The 17562-nt window shown below is 68.1% G+C and carries 18 protein-coding genes; 8 read left to right on the top strand and 10 right to left on the bottom strand.

Annotation, left to right across the window (positions count from 1 at the left end):
* Positions 1 to 4: 4 nt before the first annotated feature.
* Together dnaN and NPJ82_RS02485 are read right to left on the bottom strand one after the other, a co-directional pair.
* The gene (gene dnaN / locus NPJ82_RS02490) at positions 5 to 1120 is read right to left on the bottom strand and encodes a DNA polymerase III subunit beta (protein WP_112381905.1); all 1116 of its coding nucleotides are present in this window, start codon (positions 1118 to 1120) and stop codon (positions 5 to 7) included.
* A gap of 141 nt (positions 1121 to 1261) precedes the next feature.
* Positions 1262 to 1870 (bottom strand): outer membrane beta-barrel protein, encoded by a 609-nt coding sequence (locus NPJ82_RS02485; RefSeq protein WP_112381904.1) that lies wholly within the window; start codon positions 1868 to 1870, stop codon positions 1262 to 1264.
* A gap of 131 nt (positions 1871 to 2001) precedes the next feature.
* Here NPJ82_RS02485 and NPJ82_RS02480 point away from each other — a divergent pair, with 131 nt between their 5' ends.
* The 4 genes from NPJ82_RS02480 (at position 2002) to NPJ82_RS02465 (ending at position 5139) form a co-directional block, all read left to right on the top strand.
* Entirely contained in the window at positions 2002 to 2490 is a 489-nt protein-coding gene (locus NPJ82_RS02480) for a hypothetical protein (protein WP_342658234.1), read from the top strand.
* Between the two features lie 33 nt (positions 2491 to 2523).
* Complete coding sequence (rlmN, locus tag NPJ82_RS02475; protein WP_112381902.1) at positions 2524 to 3735, top strand: 23S rRNA (adenine(2503)-C(2))-methyltransferase RlmN; 1212 nt, start codon at positions 2524 to 2526, stop codon at positions 3733 to 3735.
* Positions 3736 to 3833: 98 nt separating this feature from the next.
* Positions 3834 to 4286 carry a hypothetical protein gene (locus tag NPJ82_RS02470; protein ID WP_267350532.1) on the top strand — a complete coding sequence of 151 codons (453 nt, stop codon included), beginning with the start codon at positions 3834 to 3836 and terminating at the stop codon, positions 4284 to 4286.
* Between the two features lie 94 nt (positions 4287 to 4380).
* The gene (locus NPJ82_RS02465; protein ID WP_342658233.1) at positions 4381 to 5139 is read left to right on the top strand and encodes a sulfite exporter TauE/SafE family protein; all 759 of its coding nucleotides are present in this window, start codon (positions 4381 to 4383) and stop codon (positions 5137 to 5139) included.
* Position 5140: 1 nt separating this feature from the next.
* Here the strand turns inward: NPJ82_RS02465 and NPJ82_RS02460 are convergent, their stop codons facing one another.
* A complete protein-coding gene (locus tag NPJ82_RS02460) occupies positions 5141 to 5755 on the bottom strand; it encodes a flavin reductase family protein (protein WP_342658232.1) in 615 nt (204 codons plus the stop codon).
* A gap of 23 nt (positions 5756 to 5778) precedes the next feature.
* Here NPJ82_RS02460 and NPJ82_RS02455 point away from each other — a divergent pair, with 23 nt between their 5' ends.
* The 3 genes from NPJ82_RS02455 to NPJ82_RS02445 are packed head-to-tail and all read left to right on the top strand — an operon-like array spanning position 5779 to position 8516.
* The gene (locus NPJ82_RS02455) at positions 5779 to 6498 is read left to right on the top strand and encodes a cytochrome b/b6 domain-containing protein (protein ID WP_342658231.1); all 720 of its coding nucleotides are present in this window, start codon (positions 5779 to 5781) and stop codon (positions 6496 to 6498) included.
* Positions 6495 to 7238, top strand: coding sequence for a molybdopterin-dependent oxidoreductase (locus tag NPJ82_RS02450; RefSeq protein WP_342658230.1), 744 nt, complete (start codon positions 6495 to 6497; stop codon positions 7236 to 7238). The genes NPJ82_RS02455 and NPJ82_RS02450 overlap by 4 nt, the downstream gene beginning before the upstream one ends.
* Before the next feature lie 48 nt (positions 7239 to 7286).
* Positions 7287 to 8516, top strand: coding sequence for a cyclopropane-fatty-acyl-phospholipid synthase family protein (locus NPJ82_RS02445; RefSeq protein ID WP_267350540.1), 1230 nt, complete (start codon positions 7287 to 7289; stop codon positions 8514 to 8516).
* A gap of 160 nt (positions 8517 to 8676) precedes the next feature.
* On the opposite strand, the gene NPJ82_RS02440 is transcribed toward NPJ82_RS02445, so the two are convergent.
* The 5 genes from NPJ82_RS02440 to NPJ82_RS02420 form a co-directional block, all read right to left on the bottom strand.
* Positions 8677 to 9072, bottom strand: coding sequence for a hypothetical protein (locus tag NPJ82_RS02440; RefSeq protein ID WP_267350542.1), 396 nt, complete (start codon positions 9070 to 9072; stop codon positions 8677 to 8679).
* Positions 9069 to 9497 (bottom strand): TIGR01244 family sulfur transferase, encoded by a 429-nt coding sequence (locus tag NPJ82_RS02435; protein ID WP_112381895.1) that lies wholly within the window; start codon positions 9495 to 9497, stop codon positions 9069 to 9071. Before NPJ82_RS02435 ends, NPJ82_RS02440 begins: the two co-directional genes overlap by 4 nt.
* A 59-nt stretch (positions 9498 to 9556) precedes the next feature.
* Positions 9557 to 11326 carry a DNA helicase RecQ gene (gene recQ / locus NPJ82_RS02430; protein ID WP_342658229.1) on the bottom strand — a complete coding sequence of 590 codons (1770 nt, stop codon included), beginning with the start codon at positions 11324 to 11326 and terminating at the stop codon, positions 9557 to 9559.
* A gap of 50 nt (positions 11327 to 11376) precedes the next feature.
* Entirely contained in the window at positions 11377 to 13197 is a 1821-nt protein-coding gene (locus tag NPJ82_RS02425; RefSeq protein ID WP_267350546.1) for an ABC transporter ATP-binding protein/permease, read from the bottom strand.
* A gap of 389 nt (positions 13198 to 13586) precedes the next feature.
* Positions 13587 to 15578: a S9 family peptidase gene (locus NPJ82_RS02420; protein ID WP_342658228.1), complete on the bottom strand. Its 1992-nt coding sequence runs from the start codon at positions 15576 to 15578 to the stop codon at positions 13587 to 13589.
* A 150-nt stretch (positions 15579 to 15728) separates the two neighbouring features.
* Between NPJ82_RS02420 and NPJ82_RS02415 the strand changes: the two genes are divergently transcribed.
* A complete protein-coding gene (locus NPJ82_RS02415) occupies positions 15729 to 15959 on the top strand; it encodes a hypothetical protein (protein ID WP_112381892.1) in 231 nt (76 codons plus the stop codon).
* 7 nt (positions 15960 to 15966) lie between these two features.
* Here the strand turns inward: NPJ82_RS02415 and NPJ82_RS02410 are convergent, their stop codons facing one another.
* Positions 15967 to 16905, bottom strand: a complete 939-nt coding sequence (locus tag NPJ82_RS02410) for a phytoene/squalene synthase family protein (protein ID WP_342658227.1) — start codon at positions 16903 to 16905, stop codon at positions 15967 to 15969.
* Positions 16902 to 17483, bottom strand: a complete 582-nt coding sequence (locus tag NPJ82_RS02405; protein ID WP_112381891.1) for a TIGR00730 family Rossman fold protein — start codon at positions 17481 to 17483, stop codon at positions 16902 to 16904. Before NPJ82_RS02405 ends, NPJ82_RS02410 begins: the two co-directional genes overlap by 4 nt.
* Positions 17484 to 17562: the final 79 nt, after the last annotated feature.

The raw sequence follows: 17562 nt of genomic DNA, 5'->3' as shown, positions 1-17562 counted from the left end.
TCGATCAGACGCGCATCGGCATCAGCACATACAGCGCCGGCGCCGTGTCGCTTTCGCGGATCAGCGTCGGGGCTGCCGCATCGGCCAGATGCACCTCCACCAGATCGCTGTCGATCTGTCCCAGGATGTCGAGCAGGTAGCGGCTATTGAAGCCGATCTCGAACGGGGTGGAGGTATAGTCGCCCGGCACTTCCTCCGCCGCCGTGCCGTTTTCCGGGCTGGTGACGGACAGGGTGATCCGGTCGCGGTCCAGCGCCATCTTCACCGCACGCGTCTTTTCGGTCGCGATGGTCGACACGCGGTCGACGCCCTCCATGAAGCTCTTGGGGTCCAGCTTCAGGATCTTGTCGTTCGCGGTCGGGATGACGCGGCTGTAATCGGGGAAGGTGCCGTCGATCAGCTTGGAGGTCAGGATCGCCTGCCCCAGGTCGAACCGGATCTTGGTGCCCGACAGCGACACGCCGACCGACCCGTCCACCTCGTCGAGCAGCTTGCGCAGTTCGGCGACGCATTTGCGCGGCACGATCACGTCGGGCATGCCGTCCGCGCCCTGCGGCTGCGGCATGGTGACGCGCGCCAGCCGGTGGCCGTCCGTGGCGGCGGCCTTCAGCACCGGCTCGCCGCGATCCTCGGCGACGTGCAGGAAGATACCGTTCAGATAATAGCGCGTCTCCTCGGTCGAGATCGCGAAGCGCGTCTTGTCGATGATCTGCTTGCAGGTTTCCACCGGCAGCTCGAACTGCGTCGGCAATTCGCCCTCGGCGATGACGGGAAAGTCATCGCGCGGCAGCGTGCCCAGCGAGAAGCGTGCGCGCCCCGCCACGATCGACATGCGCCCGTCCGCCGCGGTCAACTGCACCTGCGACCCTTCGGGCAGCTTGCGGGCGATGTCGAACAGCGTGTGCGCCGACACCGTGGTCGAACCCGGCTGGTCGACCGCGGCCATCACGCTTTCGTTGATCTGCAGGTCCAGGTCGGTCGCCATCATGCGCAGCTGGCCCTCGGCCGTCGCTTCCAGCAGCACGTTCGACAGGATGGGGATGGTGTTGCGGCGCTCCACCACGGACTGGACATGGCTCAGTCCCTTCAGGAGCGTCGCGCGTTCGATTGTCGCCTTCATCGTGATCCCCCCGCCGGAGCGCGGGGGCGTGCCAGAATCACGCCGCCCCCGATTCCGGGTGAAAAATGGCCTTCGTTCCTACCCGCGAAAAAGGGGCCGGAGCAAGGCTCCGACCCCTCCACTTTTCAGGTAAATCCCGCGTTAAAAGCGAAAGCCGAGCCCGGCGACCAGCTGATGGCGCTCGAAATCGCGGTCATAGCCATCGACGCGGGCATAGTTGGTGTAGCGATACTCGCCCTTCACGAAGCTGTTGATGCCCAGCGCATATTCCAGCCCGGCACCCAGGCGCAGCCCGTCCAGATTGTCCGAACTGCGCAATTCGCCGGCGCCTGCGTCGTAGCGCGACTTGATCCGCGCGTTGGAATAACCCGCCTTCACATAGCCCAGCGCCACCGGCGAGATCGCGTAGCCGACGCGCGCACCGGCATACAGGTCGCGTGCCATGTTGGTGTCGAGTCGGTCGCCCACCAGCAGCACGCTGTTGCTGCGCGTGTCGGCGGACGAATCGGTCAGCTCGCCCTCGACGCCGACGACCACCGGGCCCATCGCCATGTCGTATCCGACCGCGGCACCGAACAGCAGGCCGTCGCCGCTGCTCGCATCCTGCCCGCCCCCGTCATTGGCATTGTCGTAACCCAGCAGCCCTTCCAGGCGCAGGCCGGTGAACGGCGCGGCGGTCTGCGCCGCGGCGGGCAGCGCGGCGCCCAGCGCGATGGTGACGGCCAGGGCGGAAAGAACGGGTGTACGCATGGGCAACTCCAACAAGGGCGGGACGATATCTGTCCCAAACGGGTACAGGCCCTCATGGCTCCATCCGCGACGCTTTGCATGAACCTCAGCTAAACGGCGAAATGCGTTGCCAATGCGCCACACTCCGCGCCATGCCCCGCTGCATGGCCTATTGCCGGCTTCTTCTTTGCCTGCTGCTGGTCGCCGCGGCGGCACCGTCTGCGCGCGAAACCATTGGCGTGTTCGGCGGCTGGGGTGCCTTTCGCCAGGGGCCGAACTGCTACGCCATCGCCCGCCCCGTCGTCGCGCAGGGGCGGGTCGGCGGCTATGCCGGCATCGGCACCTGGCCGGGCAAGGGCTTGCGCGCCTCGCTCCATCTCCATCTCAGCCGCCGGCGCGCGCCCGACCGGCCCGTCACCCTCAGCGTCGCCGGCCGCCGCTTTCCGCTCGTCGGCACCGCCACCGACCTTTGGGCGCCCGACGCGCCCACCGACCGCGCCGCCGTCGCCGCCCTCCGCTCCGCCCGCGCGATGAGCGTCGAGGCGGTCGACACCCGCCACCGCCCCTTTGCCGACACCTATGCCCTCGCGGGCGCCGCCACCGCGATCGACGCCGCAACGCTGGCCTGCGTCGCCCGCTAGCGAACGGCCCCTTTTTACGCTATATAGGCGCCCATGCAGACAGCTTCGGCCGCCCCCATGCCCATCCCCGGGCACATCGATCCCGTGCCCGTCCCCCGCGGCGTGCAGTCGCGTCCCGATGGACGCGTCGACCTGATCGGCCTGACCAGGGACCAGTTGCGCGAAGCGTTGCTGTCCGCGGGCATGGAGCCGCGTCAGGCCAAGCTGCGCGGCAAGCAGATCTGGCACTGGCTCTACAATCGCGGCGCCACCGATTTCTCGCAGATGACCGACATCGCCAAGGCGCAGCACCCATGGCTGGCCGAGCGGTTCGCCATCTCCCGCCCGGAAGTGGTGGAAGCGCAGGTGTCGTCTGACGGCACCCGCAAATGGCTGCTCCGTTCCGCCGACGGCCAGGATTACGAGGCGGTGTTCATCCCCGACGCCGACCGCGGCACGCTGTGCGTGTCCAGCCAGGTCGGCTGCACGCTGAACTGCCGTTTCTGCCACACCGGCACGATGCGCCTGGTGCGCAACCTGACCGCGGGCGAGATCGTCGGCCAGGTCATGCTGGCCCGCGACGCGCTCGGCGAATGGCCCAGCCAGCCCGAGGGGCGGATGCTCACCAACATCGTCATGATGGGCATGGGCGAGCCGCTTTATAATTTCGATGCCGTGCGCGACGCGCTGAAGCTCGTCATGGACGGCGACGGCCTTGCCCTGTCGAAGCGTCGCATCACCCTGTCGACCAGCGGCGTGGTGCCGATGATGGCGCGCGCCGGCGAGGAGATCGGCGTGAACCTCGCCGTCTCGCTCCACGCGGTGACGAAGGACGTGCGCGACGAGATCGTGCCGCTTAACAAGAAATACGGCATCGAGGAACTATTGCAGGCCTGCGCCGACTATCCCGGCGCCAACAATGCCCGGCGCATCACGTTCGAATATGTGATGCTGAAGGACAAGAATGATTCTGAGGCCGACGCCCACGAACTCGTTCGCCTGCTGCGCCACTACAAGCTGCCCGCCAAGGTCAACCTGATCCCCTTCAATCCCTGGCCGGGTGCGGATTACGAATGTTCCACGCCGGAGCGGATCCGCCGCTTCTCCGACATCGTGTTCGAGGCCGGCATCTCCGCCCCGGTGCGCACGCCGCGCGGCCGCGACATCGACGCCGCCTGCGGGCAGCTCAAGACCGCCGCCGAGAAGAAGAGCCGCGCCCAGCTCGACCGCGAGGCCGAGGAGAAGATGGCCGCGCTCGCCGACTAGATCGGACAAGACGTTCCACCCCATTGCAACCGACCGGCCGCGCGGGCAGTTAATGGGGTGTCACCGGCCAATATAGGCCGGGGCACCGCATGGAGACGATGATGACCAAGCTACTCGCCGCCGGGCTGTTGCTCGGCGCCCTCGCCGCCGCCCCCGCCGCGGCAAACGACCATAGCGTCCGGATCGACCATCACGCCGGGCCCGTCGACGCCCGCTACAGCGCGGTGACCAAGGTCGCGCACAAGCAGGTCGGTGCCGTCGTACCCGGCGGCCGCGCCTCGACGCTGCGCTGCGCCTGGTCGGCGGGCGTCACCGTCGATCGCGAGGCACGCCTGCCCTCCGGCGCGACGATGACCCGCTCGATCCACCGCGACGACGTGATCGCCGGCAGCCGCCCCGGCTGGTGCTCCGCGCAGCGCGCGGCGATCAACGAGGAAGTCGCCAGCCGCACCGGCCAGATCCGCGACCACATGCTGGCCGTCGCGCAGGAGGACAAGGCCGAGCTGCACGCCGAACTCGACCGGCTGCACGGCCCCACCCGCACCGGCTGACCTCCCATAACCCCCTCTCCCCATTCGGGGAGAGTGGTGTCGGGTCGGCCATGCCCCCTTGCGCGCCGTCCGATAACGCCCCACTCGGGCGCGCATGACCGTGATCGAAGCCGCCGTCCTTGCCGCCACCGCCGGCCTGCTCGGGGGCGCGATGAACGCACTGGCCGGCGGCGGCACCTTTGCCACCATGCCGACCCTGATCGCGCTCGGCCTGCCCTCCCCCATCGCCAACGCCACCTCCAACGTCGCGTTGCAACCCGGCGCGATCGCCAGCGCCTGGACCTATCGCCACGGCCTTGCCCCGCTCGGGGGCCTGTCGGTGCGTCTGCTCAGCGCGGTCACCTTTGTCGGTGGCATCGTCGGCAGCCTGCTGCTCGTCTCCACGCCGACGCGGGTGTTCGACATCGTCATCCCCTGGCTGCTGCTCGTCGCGACGCTGGCGATCGGCATCGGCCCGCGTGCCGCGGTCTGGCTGCAGGCGCGCACCACGATCGGCCCGCGCACCCTGATCGCGGCGCAGGGGATGCTGGGCATCTATGGCGGCTATTTCGGCGGCGGCGTCGGGCTGATGATGACCGCGACCTATGGGCTGCTGGCGGGTGCCGCGCCGCACCAAATGATGGCGCCACGCACGCTGATGCTGGCGATGGCCAATGCCGCCGCGACGCTGATCTTCGTGCTGTCCGGCATGGTGCGCTGGCATGCCTGCGTGCCGATGCTGCTGGGCGCGGTCCTTGGCGGCTGGCTGGGCGCGCGGGTCGGCCAGCGGCTGTCGCCCGGCCTGATCCGCGGCTGGACGCTGCTGATCACCGCGGTGACGACGATCGTCTTCTTCTACCGGGCCTACGCCTGAGTCAGCCCGGCCGGCGCATGTGGAACGGCGCACCCGGCTCGAAATAGTCGCTCGGCCCGCCCCCGCGCAGGATCGGCCGCGCCCGCGTCGTCTGGTACACGCCGTCCTCGATCATCGCGGCGTCGATATGGATGCCCACCGCCTCGCCGATCACCAGCCACTGGTCGATCGGCTCGCCCTCCTTCGTCTCCAGCCGGATCAACTGGGTCAGCCGGCATTCGAAGCTGACCGGCGCAGCCGCCACGCGCGGCGCATCCACCATCCGGCCGCCCGCGACCTCCAGCCCAGCCAGCGCGAACTCGTCCACTTCCGGCCCGGCGACCACCGCGCTCGCATTCATCGCCTCGGCCAGGTCCCGCGTCGCCAGGTTCCAGGTGAACACCCCGGTCGCTGCGATGTTGTCGACCGAATCCTTCCACCCCTGCGACGAAAATCCCAGGAGTGGCGGGCGATAGGCCAGCAGGTTGAAGAAGCTGTACGGCGCCAGATTGCGCACGCCGCTTGCCGAGACGCTGCCGATCCAGCCGATCGGCCGCGGTGCCACGATCGCGTTCAGCGGATCATGCGCCAGCCCATGCCCCTGCGCGGGTTCGTAGAAATGCCATGCGGTCGTCATGGCTTTGCTGCTACACGGATGCGATGGACAGCGATACCGGCCCCCATGTCATCCCCCAGGTGGTGCGGCGCCACCGGCTGGCGACGCGGCTCTGGCACTGGGTGAACGCGGTCGCGGTACTGATCCTGCTCGGCTCCGGCCTCGGCATATCGAACGCGCATCCCCGGCTCTACTGGGGGCGATACGGCGCCAATTTCGATCATGCCTGGGTGCAACTGCCGCGCTTTCCCGCCTGGATCACCATTCCCGCCAACTACAACCTCGCCATTTCGCGGCGCTGGCACCTGTTCTTCGCGGTCGTGCTGGGCTTCGGCCTGCTCGCCTTCATGGTTGCCAGCCTCCTCAACCGCCATTTCGCCCGCGACCTGCGCGTGCGGCGGGCCGAGCTGCGCCCCCGCCACCTTCTCGCCGACCTACGCCGCCACCTGGCGCTCCGCTTCCACGATCCCGACTCCCCGCGCGACTACAACCTCTTTCAGAAGCTCAGCTATGTCGCGATCCTCTTTCTCGCCCTGCCCCTCGCCATCTGCACCGGCATCGCGCTGTCACCCGCAATGAACGCGGCCTGGCCCTGGCTGCTGGAAGTATTCGGCGGGCGGCAGTCGGCGCGGTCGATCCACTTCATCGCCGCGGTGGCGATCGGCCTGTTCACCGTGATCCATCTCGCGCTCGTCATCCTCGCCGGTGCGGGCAACGAGATGCGATCGATGATCACCGGCCGCTGGCGGGTGCCCGCCGAATGATCGCGCGCCGCTCGCTCCTGACCGGCGGCGCCGGCCTGCTTCTCGCCGGCTGCGACCGCGTCGTCCAGATCCCCACCGCAAGGCGGATCCTGTTCGCCGGCGAGGATATGCAGCGCGGCCTCCAGCGCGCCCTGTCCGACCGTGCCGCGCTCGCACCCGAGTTCCGGCCCGACCAGATGTCGCCGATCTTTCGCGCCAACGGCACGCACAATCCCGGCACGCCCGAATATGCCGCACTGTCGCAAAACAACTTCGCCGACTGGCGCCTTGCCGTCGGCGGCCTCGTCGATACGCCGCGCCGCTTCACGCTCGCCCAACTCCGCACGATGCCCGCGCGCACCCAGATCACCCGCCACGATTGCGTCGAGGGGTGGAGCGCGATTGGCCAGTGGACCGGCCCGCTGCTCGGCACCGTGCTGAAGGCGGCGGGCGTGCGCCGCTCGGCGCGCTACGTCGTCTTCCACTGCGCCGACCTGTTCGGCGGCATCCCCTATTATGAATCGATCGACATGGTGGATGCCTTTCACCCGCAGACGATCCTCGCCTGGGGCATGAACGGCCATATGCTCGACGTCGCGCACGGCGCACCTTTGCGCCTGCGTGTCGAGCGGCAGCTGGGCTACAAGCATGCCAAATATCTGATGCGGATCGATGCTGTCGCCTCCCTGGACGGCATCGGGCTCGGCAAGGGCGGTTACTGGGAGGATCATGTCGATTACGACTGGTACGCAGGTATTTAGGGCAGCACCCCTTGCCTGAGCCCGCTCCCGGACGGTAGCACGCCCGCCATGGCGCTCATCGATCTTTTCCTTTCGCGAGCGGTCAAGCGCGGCCGCCTCACCCTCACCCACCATAATGGCAAGACGCGGACCTTCGGCACCCCCGATCCCGCTTTCCCCGACGTCGCGATCCGTTTCATGGACTCGCGTGTCGCGGGCGAGATCGTCCGCAATCCTGCGCTCGCTGCCGGCGAAACCTATATGAACGGCCGCCTGACCGTGGAGGGCGACGACGTTCGCCAGCTGGTCGAGCTGCTGACCGCGAACGACAAGTGGGAGGATGGCGCCCAGCGCCTCAATCCCTCGCTCGCCGTCCGTGCCTTTGGCGCGGTCAAGCACCGCGTCGACCGCATCAACATGGAGCGCCGCTCCAAGAAGAACGTCGCTCATCATTACGACCTCTCGGGCAAGCTCTACGAACTCTTCCTCGACGCCGACCGGCAATATAGCTGCGCCTATTACACGGACCCGTCGAACAGCCTGGAAAAGGCGCAGGCCGACAAGAAGGCGCATATCGCCGCCAAGCTGGCGCTGAAGCCCGGCCACAAGGTGCTCGACATCGGCTGCGGCTGGGGTGGCCTTGCGCTCTACCTGCACGAGAAGACCGGCGCGGAGGTCCTCGGCGTCACCCTGTCCGAGGAACAGTTGAAGGTCGCCCGCGCCCGTGCCGAGGCGGCCGGTGTCGCCGACAAGGTGCGCTTCGAGCTGATCGACTATCGCCGGGTGGAAGGGCAGTTCGACCGCATCGTCTCGGTCGGCATGTTCGAACATGTCGGCCCGCCGCAATACCGCACCTTCTTTACCAAGTGCCGCGACCTGCTCACCCCGGACGGGGTGATGCTGATGCACACCATCGGCCGGCTGAACGGCCCGGGCGTCACCGACGACTGGACGACGAAATATATCTTCCCCGGCGGCTACAACCCGGCCCTGTCGGAAATCGTCCGCGCCAATGAGGGCCTGCGCTTCTTCCTCACCGACGTGGAGGTGCTGCGCTGCCATTATGGCTGGACGCTGGACGAATGGTACGACCGCGCCATGGCCGCGCGTGACGAGATCGTCGCCCTTTACGACGAACGCTTCTTCCGCATGTGGACCTTCTACCTGGCAGGCGCTGGCGCCGCCTTCCGCAACGGCGGCCTGTGCAACTACCAGGTCCAGCTCACCCGCGGCCGCCTCTCCGTCCCCGTCACCCGCGACTATATGTTCGAGGAAGAACGCCGTTTGAGAGGAGCGTAAACCCCTCTCCCCTCCGGGGAGAGGGAGGGGCCCGCCGCGCAAGCGGTGGGAGGGTGAGGGGGTGCCGCGGACGATGCGCTGCTTGGCGCCCCCTCACCCTCCCCACGGCTGATGCCGCGGGTCCCCTCCCTCTCCCCAAGGGGGAGAGGGTAACCTCACCTTAAATCCGCGCCATCTTCGGCGCCAGTCGCCGGATATCCAGCGCATTCACACCCGCCAGCGAAACCGGCCCGAACCCGTCCCCGGTTTCCACCACGATCCCCTCGGGCGTCGCGCGCACCACCGTCCACGGCACCTCGCGCACCGCGATCGCCTTGCCGCGCCGCTTGATCGCCGCGACGCGCCCGTCGGTCGCCACCGCCAGTGCGCCTAGCCCGTCCGCACCGACGACCGCCCCGGCCACCGCGAACCCCGACAAGGCGCCTTCCGCCGCCGCCGCCGCATCCTCCGGCGTGCCCACCTTGGGATCGCGACGCTTGGCGGCGATCAGCCACCCGACACCGGCCAGCACGACGATCCCCGCCGCGCTGCCCGCGCCGATCGCAACCAGGCTCATTTTCCGCTCGCGAGCATGTCCAGCGTCGGCTTGAGGCCCGACAGGTCGTATCCGGCGTCCTCCGCCTGCCGCACCAGCAAGTCGGGATTGCGCCCCGCCTTGGCGGCGGCCAGCGCCCACAGATTGCAACTGCGCGTGCCCGACCGGCAATAGGCCAGCACCGGGCCGTCGGCGGCGACCAGCGCGGCGGCCATCTCGTCCACCATCTCGTGGCTGAAGCCGCCCTGCCCCACCGGAATCGCGGTATAGGCCAGGCCGTGATCCTCCGCGGCGGCGCGGATCGCATCGCCGGTCGGCTGGCCGGGCTGCTCGCCATCGGGGCGGTTGTTGACGATCGCGACATAGCCCGCGGCCTTGATCGCGGCCACGTCCTCGGGCGCGATCTGGGGGGCGACGGCGACGCTTTCGTTGAGCACACGGATCATGCCGTTCACCTAGTCGCCAGACCGCTCCACCGCAACGGCCACTGCGGAGGAAAGATCGATCAGGCCGCCTCGCGGATCACGTCCAGAAACGCGTCGCCATAAGCATCCAGCTTGCGCGCGCCGACGCCCGTCAGCATCGACAGCGCGGTGCGATCGGCCGGCTTCTGTGCCGCCATGTCGCGCAGTACCGAGTCGTGAAAGATGACGTAGGGCGGCACGCCCGCCGCCTGCGCCAGCTCGCGCCGCTTCGCGCGCAGCGCCTCGAACAGCGGATTGTCCGCCGGGTCGGACGCCGCCGCCGCCGCGCGCCGGCCCTTGCGCTCGCGCTTGGGCGGGATCACCAGCGACAACCGCGCCTCGCCCTTCAGCAGCGCCCTCGCCGCCGGCCCGAACTCCAGCCCGCCATGCGGATTGGTGCGCAGCGCATCGCGCAGCAACAGCGCACGGTGCACCGGCTTGACCAGCGCCAGCTCGTCGCCATCGATGATGTTCCACACCGACAGCGCCTCATGCCCGTTCATCAGGCTGCGTTCGGTCGACTGGCCGGTCAGCACCTGCTCGATATAGCCCGCCCCGAACATCTGCCCGGTGCGAAACACCGCCGAGAGAAACTTCTGCGCCGTCGTCGTCGCGTCCACCGCGTCGGGCGATCCCAGGCAGTTATCGCAATTGCCGCAATCCTCGGCCAGCTCCTCGCCGAAATGGCGCAGCAGGATGCGGCGGCGGCATCCGCCCGTCTCCACCAACGCTCCCAGCGCCGCCAGCCGCGCCCGCTCCCCGGCCTGCCGCTCGGGCTCCACCTCGGCCATGCGCTGCCGCGCCCGAGCAAAATCCTCCGCGCCCCAGAACAGATGCGCGACGGACGGGTCGCCGTCGCGCCCGGCGCGACCCGTTTCCTGATAATAGGCCTCGATCGATTTGGGCAGGCCGGCATGCGCGACGAAGCGGACGTCGGGCTTGTCGATCCCCATGCCGAACGCGACGGTGGCGCAGATCACCATGTCTTCGGATGCGACGAAATCCGACTGGTTCTTCGCGCGCACCGCCGGGTCCAGCCCCGCATGATAGGCGCGCACCGGCCGCCCGGTCCGCCCCAGCGCCTCCGCCAGCTTCTCGGTCGCCGCGCGCGTCTGCGCATAGACGATGCCCGGTCCGCGCGTTTCCGCCACCAGCCGGGCGATCTGCACGTTGACGTTCGCCTTGGGGCTGATCGCATAGCGGATATTGGGCCGGTCGAAGCCGGAGACGATCATCCCCTCTTCCGGGATGCCCAGCTGCTTGGCGATGTCGGCACGGGTATGCGCATCCGCCGTCGCGGTCAGCGCCAGGCGCGGCACGTCCGGAAACGCATCCATCAGCGGTTCGAGCAGGCGGTAGTCGGGCCGGAAATCATGCCCCCATTCGCTGACGCAGTGCGCCTCGTCGATCGCGAACAGGCTCAGCTTCGCGCTGCCCAGCAACTCGCGGAAATGCATCGCGGAGGCACGCTCGGGCGCGACATAGAGCAGGTCGAGCTGCCCGTCGCGGAAGCGCGCCACCGTCTCCGCCCGGTTCTGGTCGACCGAGGTCAGCGTCGCCGCGCGGATGCCGACCGCCTCGGCCGCGCGCAACTGGTCGTGCATCAGCGCGATCAGCGGGCTGACCACGACGCAGCACCCGTCCATCATGACTGAGGGCAATTGGTAGCAGAGCGACTTGCCCGCGCCCGTCGGCATCACCGCCAGCGTGCGCTCGCCCGCCAGCACCCGGCCGACCACATCGGCCTGGACGCCGCGAAACGCCGGATAGCCGAACACGCGCTGCAGTGTGGGAAGGGGATCGACCGCCATCGCCGGCGATGTAGTGGACCTGTCGCCACAGGTCGAGGGCATCGCGCCCGTCACTCCGCCGCCAGCGCTTCCTCGCGCTCGGCGGCCTGGCGTGCCCACATCTCGGCATAAAGGCCATCCCGGCGCAGCAGTTCGCCGTGCGTGCCGCGCTCGGCGACGCGACCGCCGTCCAGCACGATGATCTGGTCCGCCTTCACCACCGTGGACAGGCGATGCGCGATCACGATCGTTGTGCGCCCACGCTCCACCGCCTCCAGCGTTTCCAGGATGTCGCCCTCGGTGCGGCTGTCCAGCGCGCTGGTCGCTTCGTCCAGGATCAGGATCGGCGGATTCTTCAGCAGCGTGCGCGCGATCGCCACGCGCTGCTTCTCGCCGCCCGACAACTTCAGCCCGCGCTCGCCGACGCGCGTGTCGTAACCGTCCGGTTGTCGCTCGATGAACCCGGCGATCGCCGCGCCCCTGGCCGCATGCGCAATCTCTTCCGCGCTCGCGCCCTCGCGGCCATAGCCGATATTATACCCGATCGTGTCGTTGAACAGCACCGTGTCCTGCGGCACGATCCCGATCGCCGCCCGCAAGCTCGCCTGCGTCACCGTCGCCAGATCCTGTCCGTCGATCAGAATGCGCCCGCCATCCACATCGTAGAACCGGTACATCAGCCGCGCGAGCGTCGACTTGCCCGCTCCCGATGGTCCCACCACCGCGCATGTCGTTCCCGCCGGCACGTCGAGGTCCAGCCCGTCCAGGATCGGTCGCCCTTCCTCATAGCCGAACCTGACCTGCTCGAACCGCACGTGACCCGCGCCGACCGCCAGTGCCGGCGCGCCGGGTATGTCGCGCACCTCCGCGCCGGTATCGATCAGGTCGAACATGGCGCCCATGTCCAGCACCCCCTGCCGGATCGTGCGGTACACCATGCCGAGCAGGTCGAGCGGCCGGAACAGTTGCGCGAGCAGCGTCGAGACGAACACCACGTCACCCGCCGATGCCGTTCCCCGACTCCACCCCCAGGCGACATAGCCCATGCCGAAGCCGAGCAGCGCGTTGGTGATCAGCGCCTGTCCGATGTTCAGCCACGCCAGCGAGTTTTCGGATTTGGTCGCCGCCCGCGCATAGGCGGCGACGGCATTCTCGTACCGCCGTGCCTCGCGCTCCTCGGCGTTGAAATATTTCACCGTCTCGAAATTGAGCAGCGAGTCGACCGCGTGCGCCACCGCGCCCGTATCCAGGTCGTTCATCCGCGTGCGCAGATGGTTGCGCCAGTCGGTCACCTTGCGGGTAAAGGCGATGTAGAGCACCACCGTCGCGATCGTCGCGACCACCAGCCACCCGCCGAAGCTGCGCGCGAAGATGCCCAGCACCAGCGCCAGTTCCAGCACCGTCGGCGCGATGTTGAACAGCAGGAAATACAGCATCGTATCGATGCTCTTGGTGCCGCGCTCCACCACCTTGGTCACCGCACCCGTACGCCGCTCCAGATGGAAGCGCAGCGACAGGCGGTGCAGGTGCCGGAACACGTCCGCCGCCAGCCGCCGCGTCGCATCCTGCCCCACCCGCTCGAACACCGCATTGCGCAGATTGTCGAACAACGTCGAGGCAAAGCGCGACGCCGCATAGGCAACGACCAGCAGGATCACCAGGGTGACGACCGACCGGTCGCCCCCCGCCATCCGGTCGACGGCAAACTTCAGCGTATAGGCAGCACCCAGCACCTGCACGAGCTTGGAAGCCAGCACGAGCAGCATCGCCCCGGCGATCCGCACCTTCATCCCCGGCTCGCCCGCGGGCCAGAGATAGGGCAGGAACCGGCGCAGCGTGGGGATCAGCGGCCGCTCTTGCTGGCTCGCCGTAGTGGGATCGATCGGAGGCATCGCCCCCCATGTCGCTTGCGCCCCGCCGAACTTCAATGGCGGTGGTCGGAGAACCAGAACAAGGAATTTTCACGCGGAGGCGCGGAGGCGCGGAGATGCACCGCAAGCCGCAGGCTCATCATCCCATCATCGACCGAGCGACCCCGGCCAATGGGGGTACGGAGAGATGCAGCAGGCGTCTTCTCTCCGCGTCTCCGCGTCTCCGCGTGAACAAAATTTCCTGCTTTTTCAGAAGAGTTCACGCGAAGCCGTGAAGCCGCGAAGAGGTTGCGCCGGTCGGCAGGCCCTTTGGCCCTCACCAGCCGATTCGGGTCTTCCGACCGACAGGTCACGGCGAAGGCGCGGCAAGCCCTACCTCTTCGCGCCTTCGCGTCTTCGCGTGAACCCGGTTACTGCCCCGAAGCAGCACCCCCGCCAGGCGCTAGGCCGCGCACGAACTCCGCCCCATGCTTCACCTGCGCGGTCGATTCCGTCAGCGTGTCGCCCAGCGGCTCCGCACGTCCGCCCAAGCACGGCGCCAGGAAATTTTCCGTCACCGCGTTGAACGCGATGTTGTTCACCGGCCGCGCAAAGCCATGCCCTTCGTCGGGGAACAGCACATAGGTGACCGGGATCTTCTTGGCCGCCATCGCCGCCACGATCTGGTCGCTTTCCGCGACGTTGACGCGCGGATCGTTGGCGCCCTGCCCGATCAGCAGCGGCTTGCTGATCTTGTCGACAAAGGTCAGCGGCGAGCGTTCCTTGAGCAGCGCCTGCCCCGCCGGCGTGGTCGGGTCGCCCATCCGCTTGTAGAATTGCTGCTTGCCCGCCTCCCAATAGGGCGGGATCGTCTTCAGCAGCGTGAACAGGTTCGACGGCCCGACGATATCGACGCCGCAGGCGAACCTGTCGGGCGTGAAGGTCAGCCCCGCCAGCGTCGCATAGCCGCCATAGGAGCCGCCCATGATCGCCACCTTGTCCCGGGTGGTGACGCCGCTCTTCACCGCCCAGTCGACCGCGTCGATCAGGTCGTCGTGCATCTTGCGGCCCCATTGCAGGTCGCCCGCCGAGATGAAATTCTTACCAAAGCCTGTCGAGCCGCGATAATTGACCGAGAGCACCGCATAGCCCCGGTTCGCCAGCCATTGATGATAGCCGTTGAAGCCGAACCCGTCGCGCGCCCAGGGTCCGCCATGGACCAGCAGCACCAGCGGCACCGGCCCGCTCACCCCCTTGGGTTTAGTCAGATAGGATACCAGCGTCAGCCCATCGCGCGCCTTGATCTCCACCGGCTCCATCGGCATCAGCGGCGCCCCCTCCAGCTCGGGCCGGCTGACATAAAGCTGCTTCAGCGACTTGGCGCGGCGGTCATAGACATAGGTCGCGGCCGGCGCGGTCACGGGGTCGAAGGTGACGATCCACTTGTCGTCGGCATCCGTGCGGCTGCCGATCGCGAACTCGCCCTTGTTCTGCGCCTTCAGAAAGGCGAGATCGGCCTTTACCGCATCGCCCACCGGTACATAGTCGCGCTTCAGGTAATTGACCGAATAGGCCTCCACCCGGCCCGTCTTCGGATTGAACAGGCCACCCGCGACATCGGCTTTGGGGCTTTCCCCCACCACCGTCATCTGCCCGCTGCCCACGTCCTGCGCCATCAGCGCCGCAGTGTCGCGCCCGCGCGAATCCATCCAATAGAGCGTCTTGCCGTCGACGGTGAAGCCCAGCGGCGTGGTGGTCAGCGAATCGTCCAGCCCGAACTGCACCACGGGCTTGGCCTCGACGGTGGTCCCCTCCATGCGGTAATAATCGGTGCCGCCGTCGGGCCGCGCCTTGGCCGCCATGCGCAGCCGCAACTGGTCGTCCGCCAGATAACCGGCATAGCCGTCATTCTGCACGACCGGGGTCAGCTTGCCCGTGTTCAGGTCGAGCGAATACACGTCATGCCAGCGCGGATCGCGGTTGTTGACGCCGACCAGAATGCGATCCTTGATCGTCTCGGACGTGCCGACGATCTGCACCCGCGTCTTTTCGAACGGGGTCAGCGCCTTTTGCGCGCCGCTCGCGACATCGACGCCGTACAGCAGGAAATTCTCGTCGCCGCCCTTGTCGTTGATGAACAGCACCGACTTGGAATCGGGCGCCCAGAAGGTCTGGCGGATCGGCCGCGTCGTCTCCGCCGTGATCGCCTTGGCGTCGTCGGGCCGGTCGGCCGGGGCCAGCCAGACGTTCAGCACGCCGTCTTTGGGCGCGATGAAGCTGATCCACTTGCCGTCGGGCGACAATTGCCCGCCGATGCGCGAGGGATTGCCGAACAGCTTGGTCCGCTCGATCAGCGGCACCCCGCTCAGATCCGCCGCCAGTCCCGGCTGTGCCACCATCAACGCCACTCCTGCTGCCATCATCGATTTCAGCATAAGACCCGTGCCTCCCGACGCGTTCCCCATGATCGGGGTGTGTTATGCGAACATGTCAGGGCTGATCCGTATCAGCAAGCGCGATTTCGGAACTCTCCACCGCAAAGAGGGTTTTCACTTTCAAGCGGAGGCGGTTGAATGGAACCGATTTTCTACGTCATGGCGATCCTGGGATGCGGTGATGGCAACACGCAGTGCACCGAGGCCCGACTGGTCCCGGCGCGCTACGCCACGATGGCGCAATGCCGGGCGGACCTGCCCAACCGGATCGCCCAGAACACCGATGTGCCCTTCCCGGTCATCGGCGCGGATTGCCGGGCCACCGGCCTGCAGATCGCCAAGGCGGAAAAGCCCAAATCGCGCGGCTGAACCCCGGTCAGGGTCGCTGCCAGAGTGCCGCATCGCGCGGCACGACGGCGCCTCGACCGCCCCGCGTGGCGCCCCACGCCGCCGCTGCGATAAATCGCAGCTTCGCACCCTTCGAGGTGGACACTCGCCGGTCCCAGGCGCCGGCACCCCGCGCCGCCACCGAACGGCCGATCGCGCCGTAGATCCCTGCCGCGGACAACACCGCCCAGGCCGACCGCCAGGACAATGCCCGTACGCCCATCCGCGCGCTCGCCTCGAACTGCGCCGCCCGGTCCGTCAACCGCCGCGCCATCGCGACCAGCGCGGGGCGATGCTCCGGCGCCATATAGTCGTTTGCCGGCACCCCGAATTCCGCCAGCCAGTCCGCCGGCAGATAACAGCGCCCGACCCCGGCATCCTCACCCAGATCGCGCGCGATGTTCGACAGTTGAAACGCCAGCCCCAGGTCACAGGCGCGGTCCAGCACGGCATCGTCCTTGGCCGAAACCCCCATCGCCACTGCCATCATGCAGCCGACGACGCCCGCAACGTGGTAGCAATAGCGCAGCAGGTCCGCCTCGCTTTCCGGCTGCCATTCCTCGGCATCCAGCGCAAAGCCCGCGATCAGGTCGCGCGGCCACGCCCGCGGCATGTCCGTCTCCGCCGCCACCAGCCGCAGCGCGTCGAACGCCGGATCGCCGACCACCGCGCCGTCCAGCGCCCGCTCGGTCAATGCGGACAGCGCCGCCACCCGTGCCGGGGCATCGTCGACCCGCGTCATGCCGTGGCCGTGATCCTGCCCGTCGGCGATATCGTCGCACCGCCGGCACCAGGCATAGAGCAGCACCGCCCGGTCGCGCGTCGCAGGATCGAACAGCCGGCTCGCCGCGGCAAAGCTCTTGGAGCCGCGCGCGATCGATGCCTCGGCCGCCGCCACCACCTCCGCGCGGGTCGGCGACGGCGTCACAGGTCGGACGCGTTCATCCGGACGATCGGCTGCGTCGGCCGATGCGCGGCCATCTTGTCCAGCAGCCCGTCCAGCGTCGTATCGACGATCAGCAGGTCGCGGTGCTGCGGCCGGAGGAAGCCGACCCGGCCCATCTTTTCCCAGAACGCGACCAACTCGTCATAATAGCCGCCGGTGTTGAGCAGCCCGACCGGATCGGCATGATAGCCGAGCTGCGCCCAGGACAGCGCTTCCCACAATTCGTCCATCGTGCCGGTGCCGCCCGCGATCGTCACGAAACCGTCGGACAGATCGGTAAAGGCCTGCTTGCGCTGGTGCATGCCCGGCACGACGTGCAGTTCGGTCAGCCCGCGATGCGCCACCTCGGCATCGACCAGCGCCTGCGGGATGATGCCGATGACCTCGCCACCGGCCTCCAGCGCCGCGTCCGCCACCGCGCCCATCAGGCCGAGGCGCCCGCCGCCATAGACGACGCCGATGCCCCGCTCGGCCAGGCCGCGCCCCACCGATTTCGCCATGTCGATATAGGTCGGATCGGCCGGCGTCGCCGACCCGCAATAGACTGCCACGCGTTTCATGCTGGTCCGCTAGGCCAAGTGCCCCGCCGCGACAAGCACGTGCGGCACATGGAACAAGGCCGGCACCCTCCAATCGGAA

This window comes from Sphingomonas sp. NY01, from assembly GCF_038809135.1.
Taxonomy (GTDB): Bacteria; Pseudomonadota; Alphaproteobacteria; order Sphingomonadales; family Sphingomonadaceae; genus Sphingomonas; species Sphingomonas carotinifaciens.
The sequence above is the reverse complement of the archived record's forward strand: the minus strand, read 5'-3'. Positions and strand labels throughout refer to the sequence as shown.

What these genes read in the sequence shown, in the direction of transcription:
- dnaN (WP_112381905.1), bottom strand. Translation starts at nt 1,120, where the DNA reads ATGAAGGCGACAATCGAACGCGCGACGCTCCTGAAGGGACTGAGCCAT.
- NPJ82_RS02480 (WP_342658234.1), top strand. Translation starts at nt 2,002, where the DNA reads ATGCCCCGCTGCATGGCCTATTGCCGGCTTCTTCTTTGCCTGCTGCTG.
- NPJ82_RS02465 (WP_342658233.1), top strand. Translation starts at nt 4,381, where the DNA reads ATGACCGTGATCGAAGCCGCCGTCCTTGCCGCCACCGCCGGCCTGCTC.
- NPJ82_RS02415 (WP_112381892.1), top strand. Translation starts at nt 15,729, where the DNA reads ATGGAACCGATTTTCTACGTCATGGCGATCCTGGGATGCGGTGATGGC.
- NPJ82_RS02435 (WP_112381895.1), bottom strand. Translation starts at nt 9,497, where the DNA reads ATGATCCGTGTGCTCAACGAAAGCGTCGCCGTCGCCCCCCAGATCGCG.
- recQ (WP_342658229.1), bottom strand. Translation starts at nt 11,326, where the DNA reads ATGGCGGTCGATCCCCTTCCCACACTGCAGCGCGTGTTCGGCTATCCG.
- NPJ82_RS02440 (WP_267350542.1), bottom strand. Translation starts at nt 9,072, where the DNA reads ATGAGCCTGGTTGCGATCGGCGCGGGCAGCGCGGCGGGGATCGTCGTG.
- NPJ82_RS02420 (WP_342658228.1), bottom strand. Translation starts at nt 15,578, where the DNA reads ATGATGGCAGCAGGAGTGGCGTTGATGGTGGCACAGCCGGGACTGGCG.
- NPJ82_RS02450 (WP_342658230.1), top strand. Translation starts at nt 6,495, where the DNA reads ATGATCGCGCGCCGCTCGCTCCTGACCGGCGGCGCCGGCCTGCTTCTC.
- NPJ82_RS02455 (WP_342658231.1), top strand. Translation starts at nt 5,779, where the DNA reads ATGGACAGCGATACCGGCCCCCATGTCATCCCCCAGGTGGTGCGGCGC.
- NPJ82_RS02460 (WP_342658232.1), bottom strand. Translation starts at nt 5,755, where the DNA reads ATGACGACCGCATGGCATTTCTACGAACCCGCGCAGGGGCATGGGCTG.
- NPJ82_RS02445 (WP_267350540.1), top strand. Translation starts at nt 7,287, where the DNA reads ATGGCGCTCATCGATCTTTTCCTTTCGCGAGCGGTCAAGCGCGGCCGC.
- NPJ82_RS02470 (WP_267350532.1), top strand. Translation starts at nt 3,834, where the DNA reads ATGATGACCAAGCTACTCGCCGCCGGGCTGTTGCTCGGCGCCCTCGCC.
- NPJ82_RS02425 (WP_267350546.1), bottom strand. Translation starts at nt 13,197, where the DNA reads ATGCCTCCGATCGATCCCACTACGGCGAGCCAGCAAGAGCGGCCGCTG.
- NPJ82_RS02485 (WP_112381904.1), bottom strand. Translation starts at nt 1,870, where the DNA reads ATGCGTACACCCGTTCTTTCCGCCCTGGCCGTCACCATCGCGCTGGGC.
- NPJ82_RS02405 (WP_112381891.1), bottom strand. Translation starts at nt 17,483, where the DNA reads ATGAAACGCGTGGCAGTCTATTGCGGGTCGGCGACGCCGGCCGATCCG.
- rlmN (WP_112381902.1), top strand. Translation starts at nt 2,524, where the DNA reads ATGCAGACAGCTTCGGCCGCCCCCATGCCCATCCCCGGGCACATCGAT.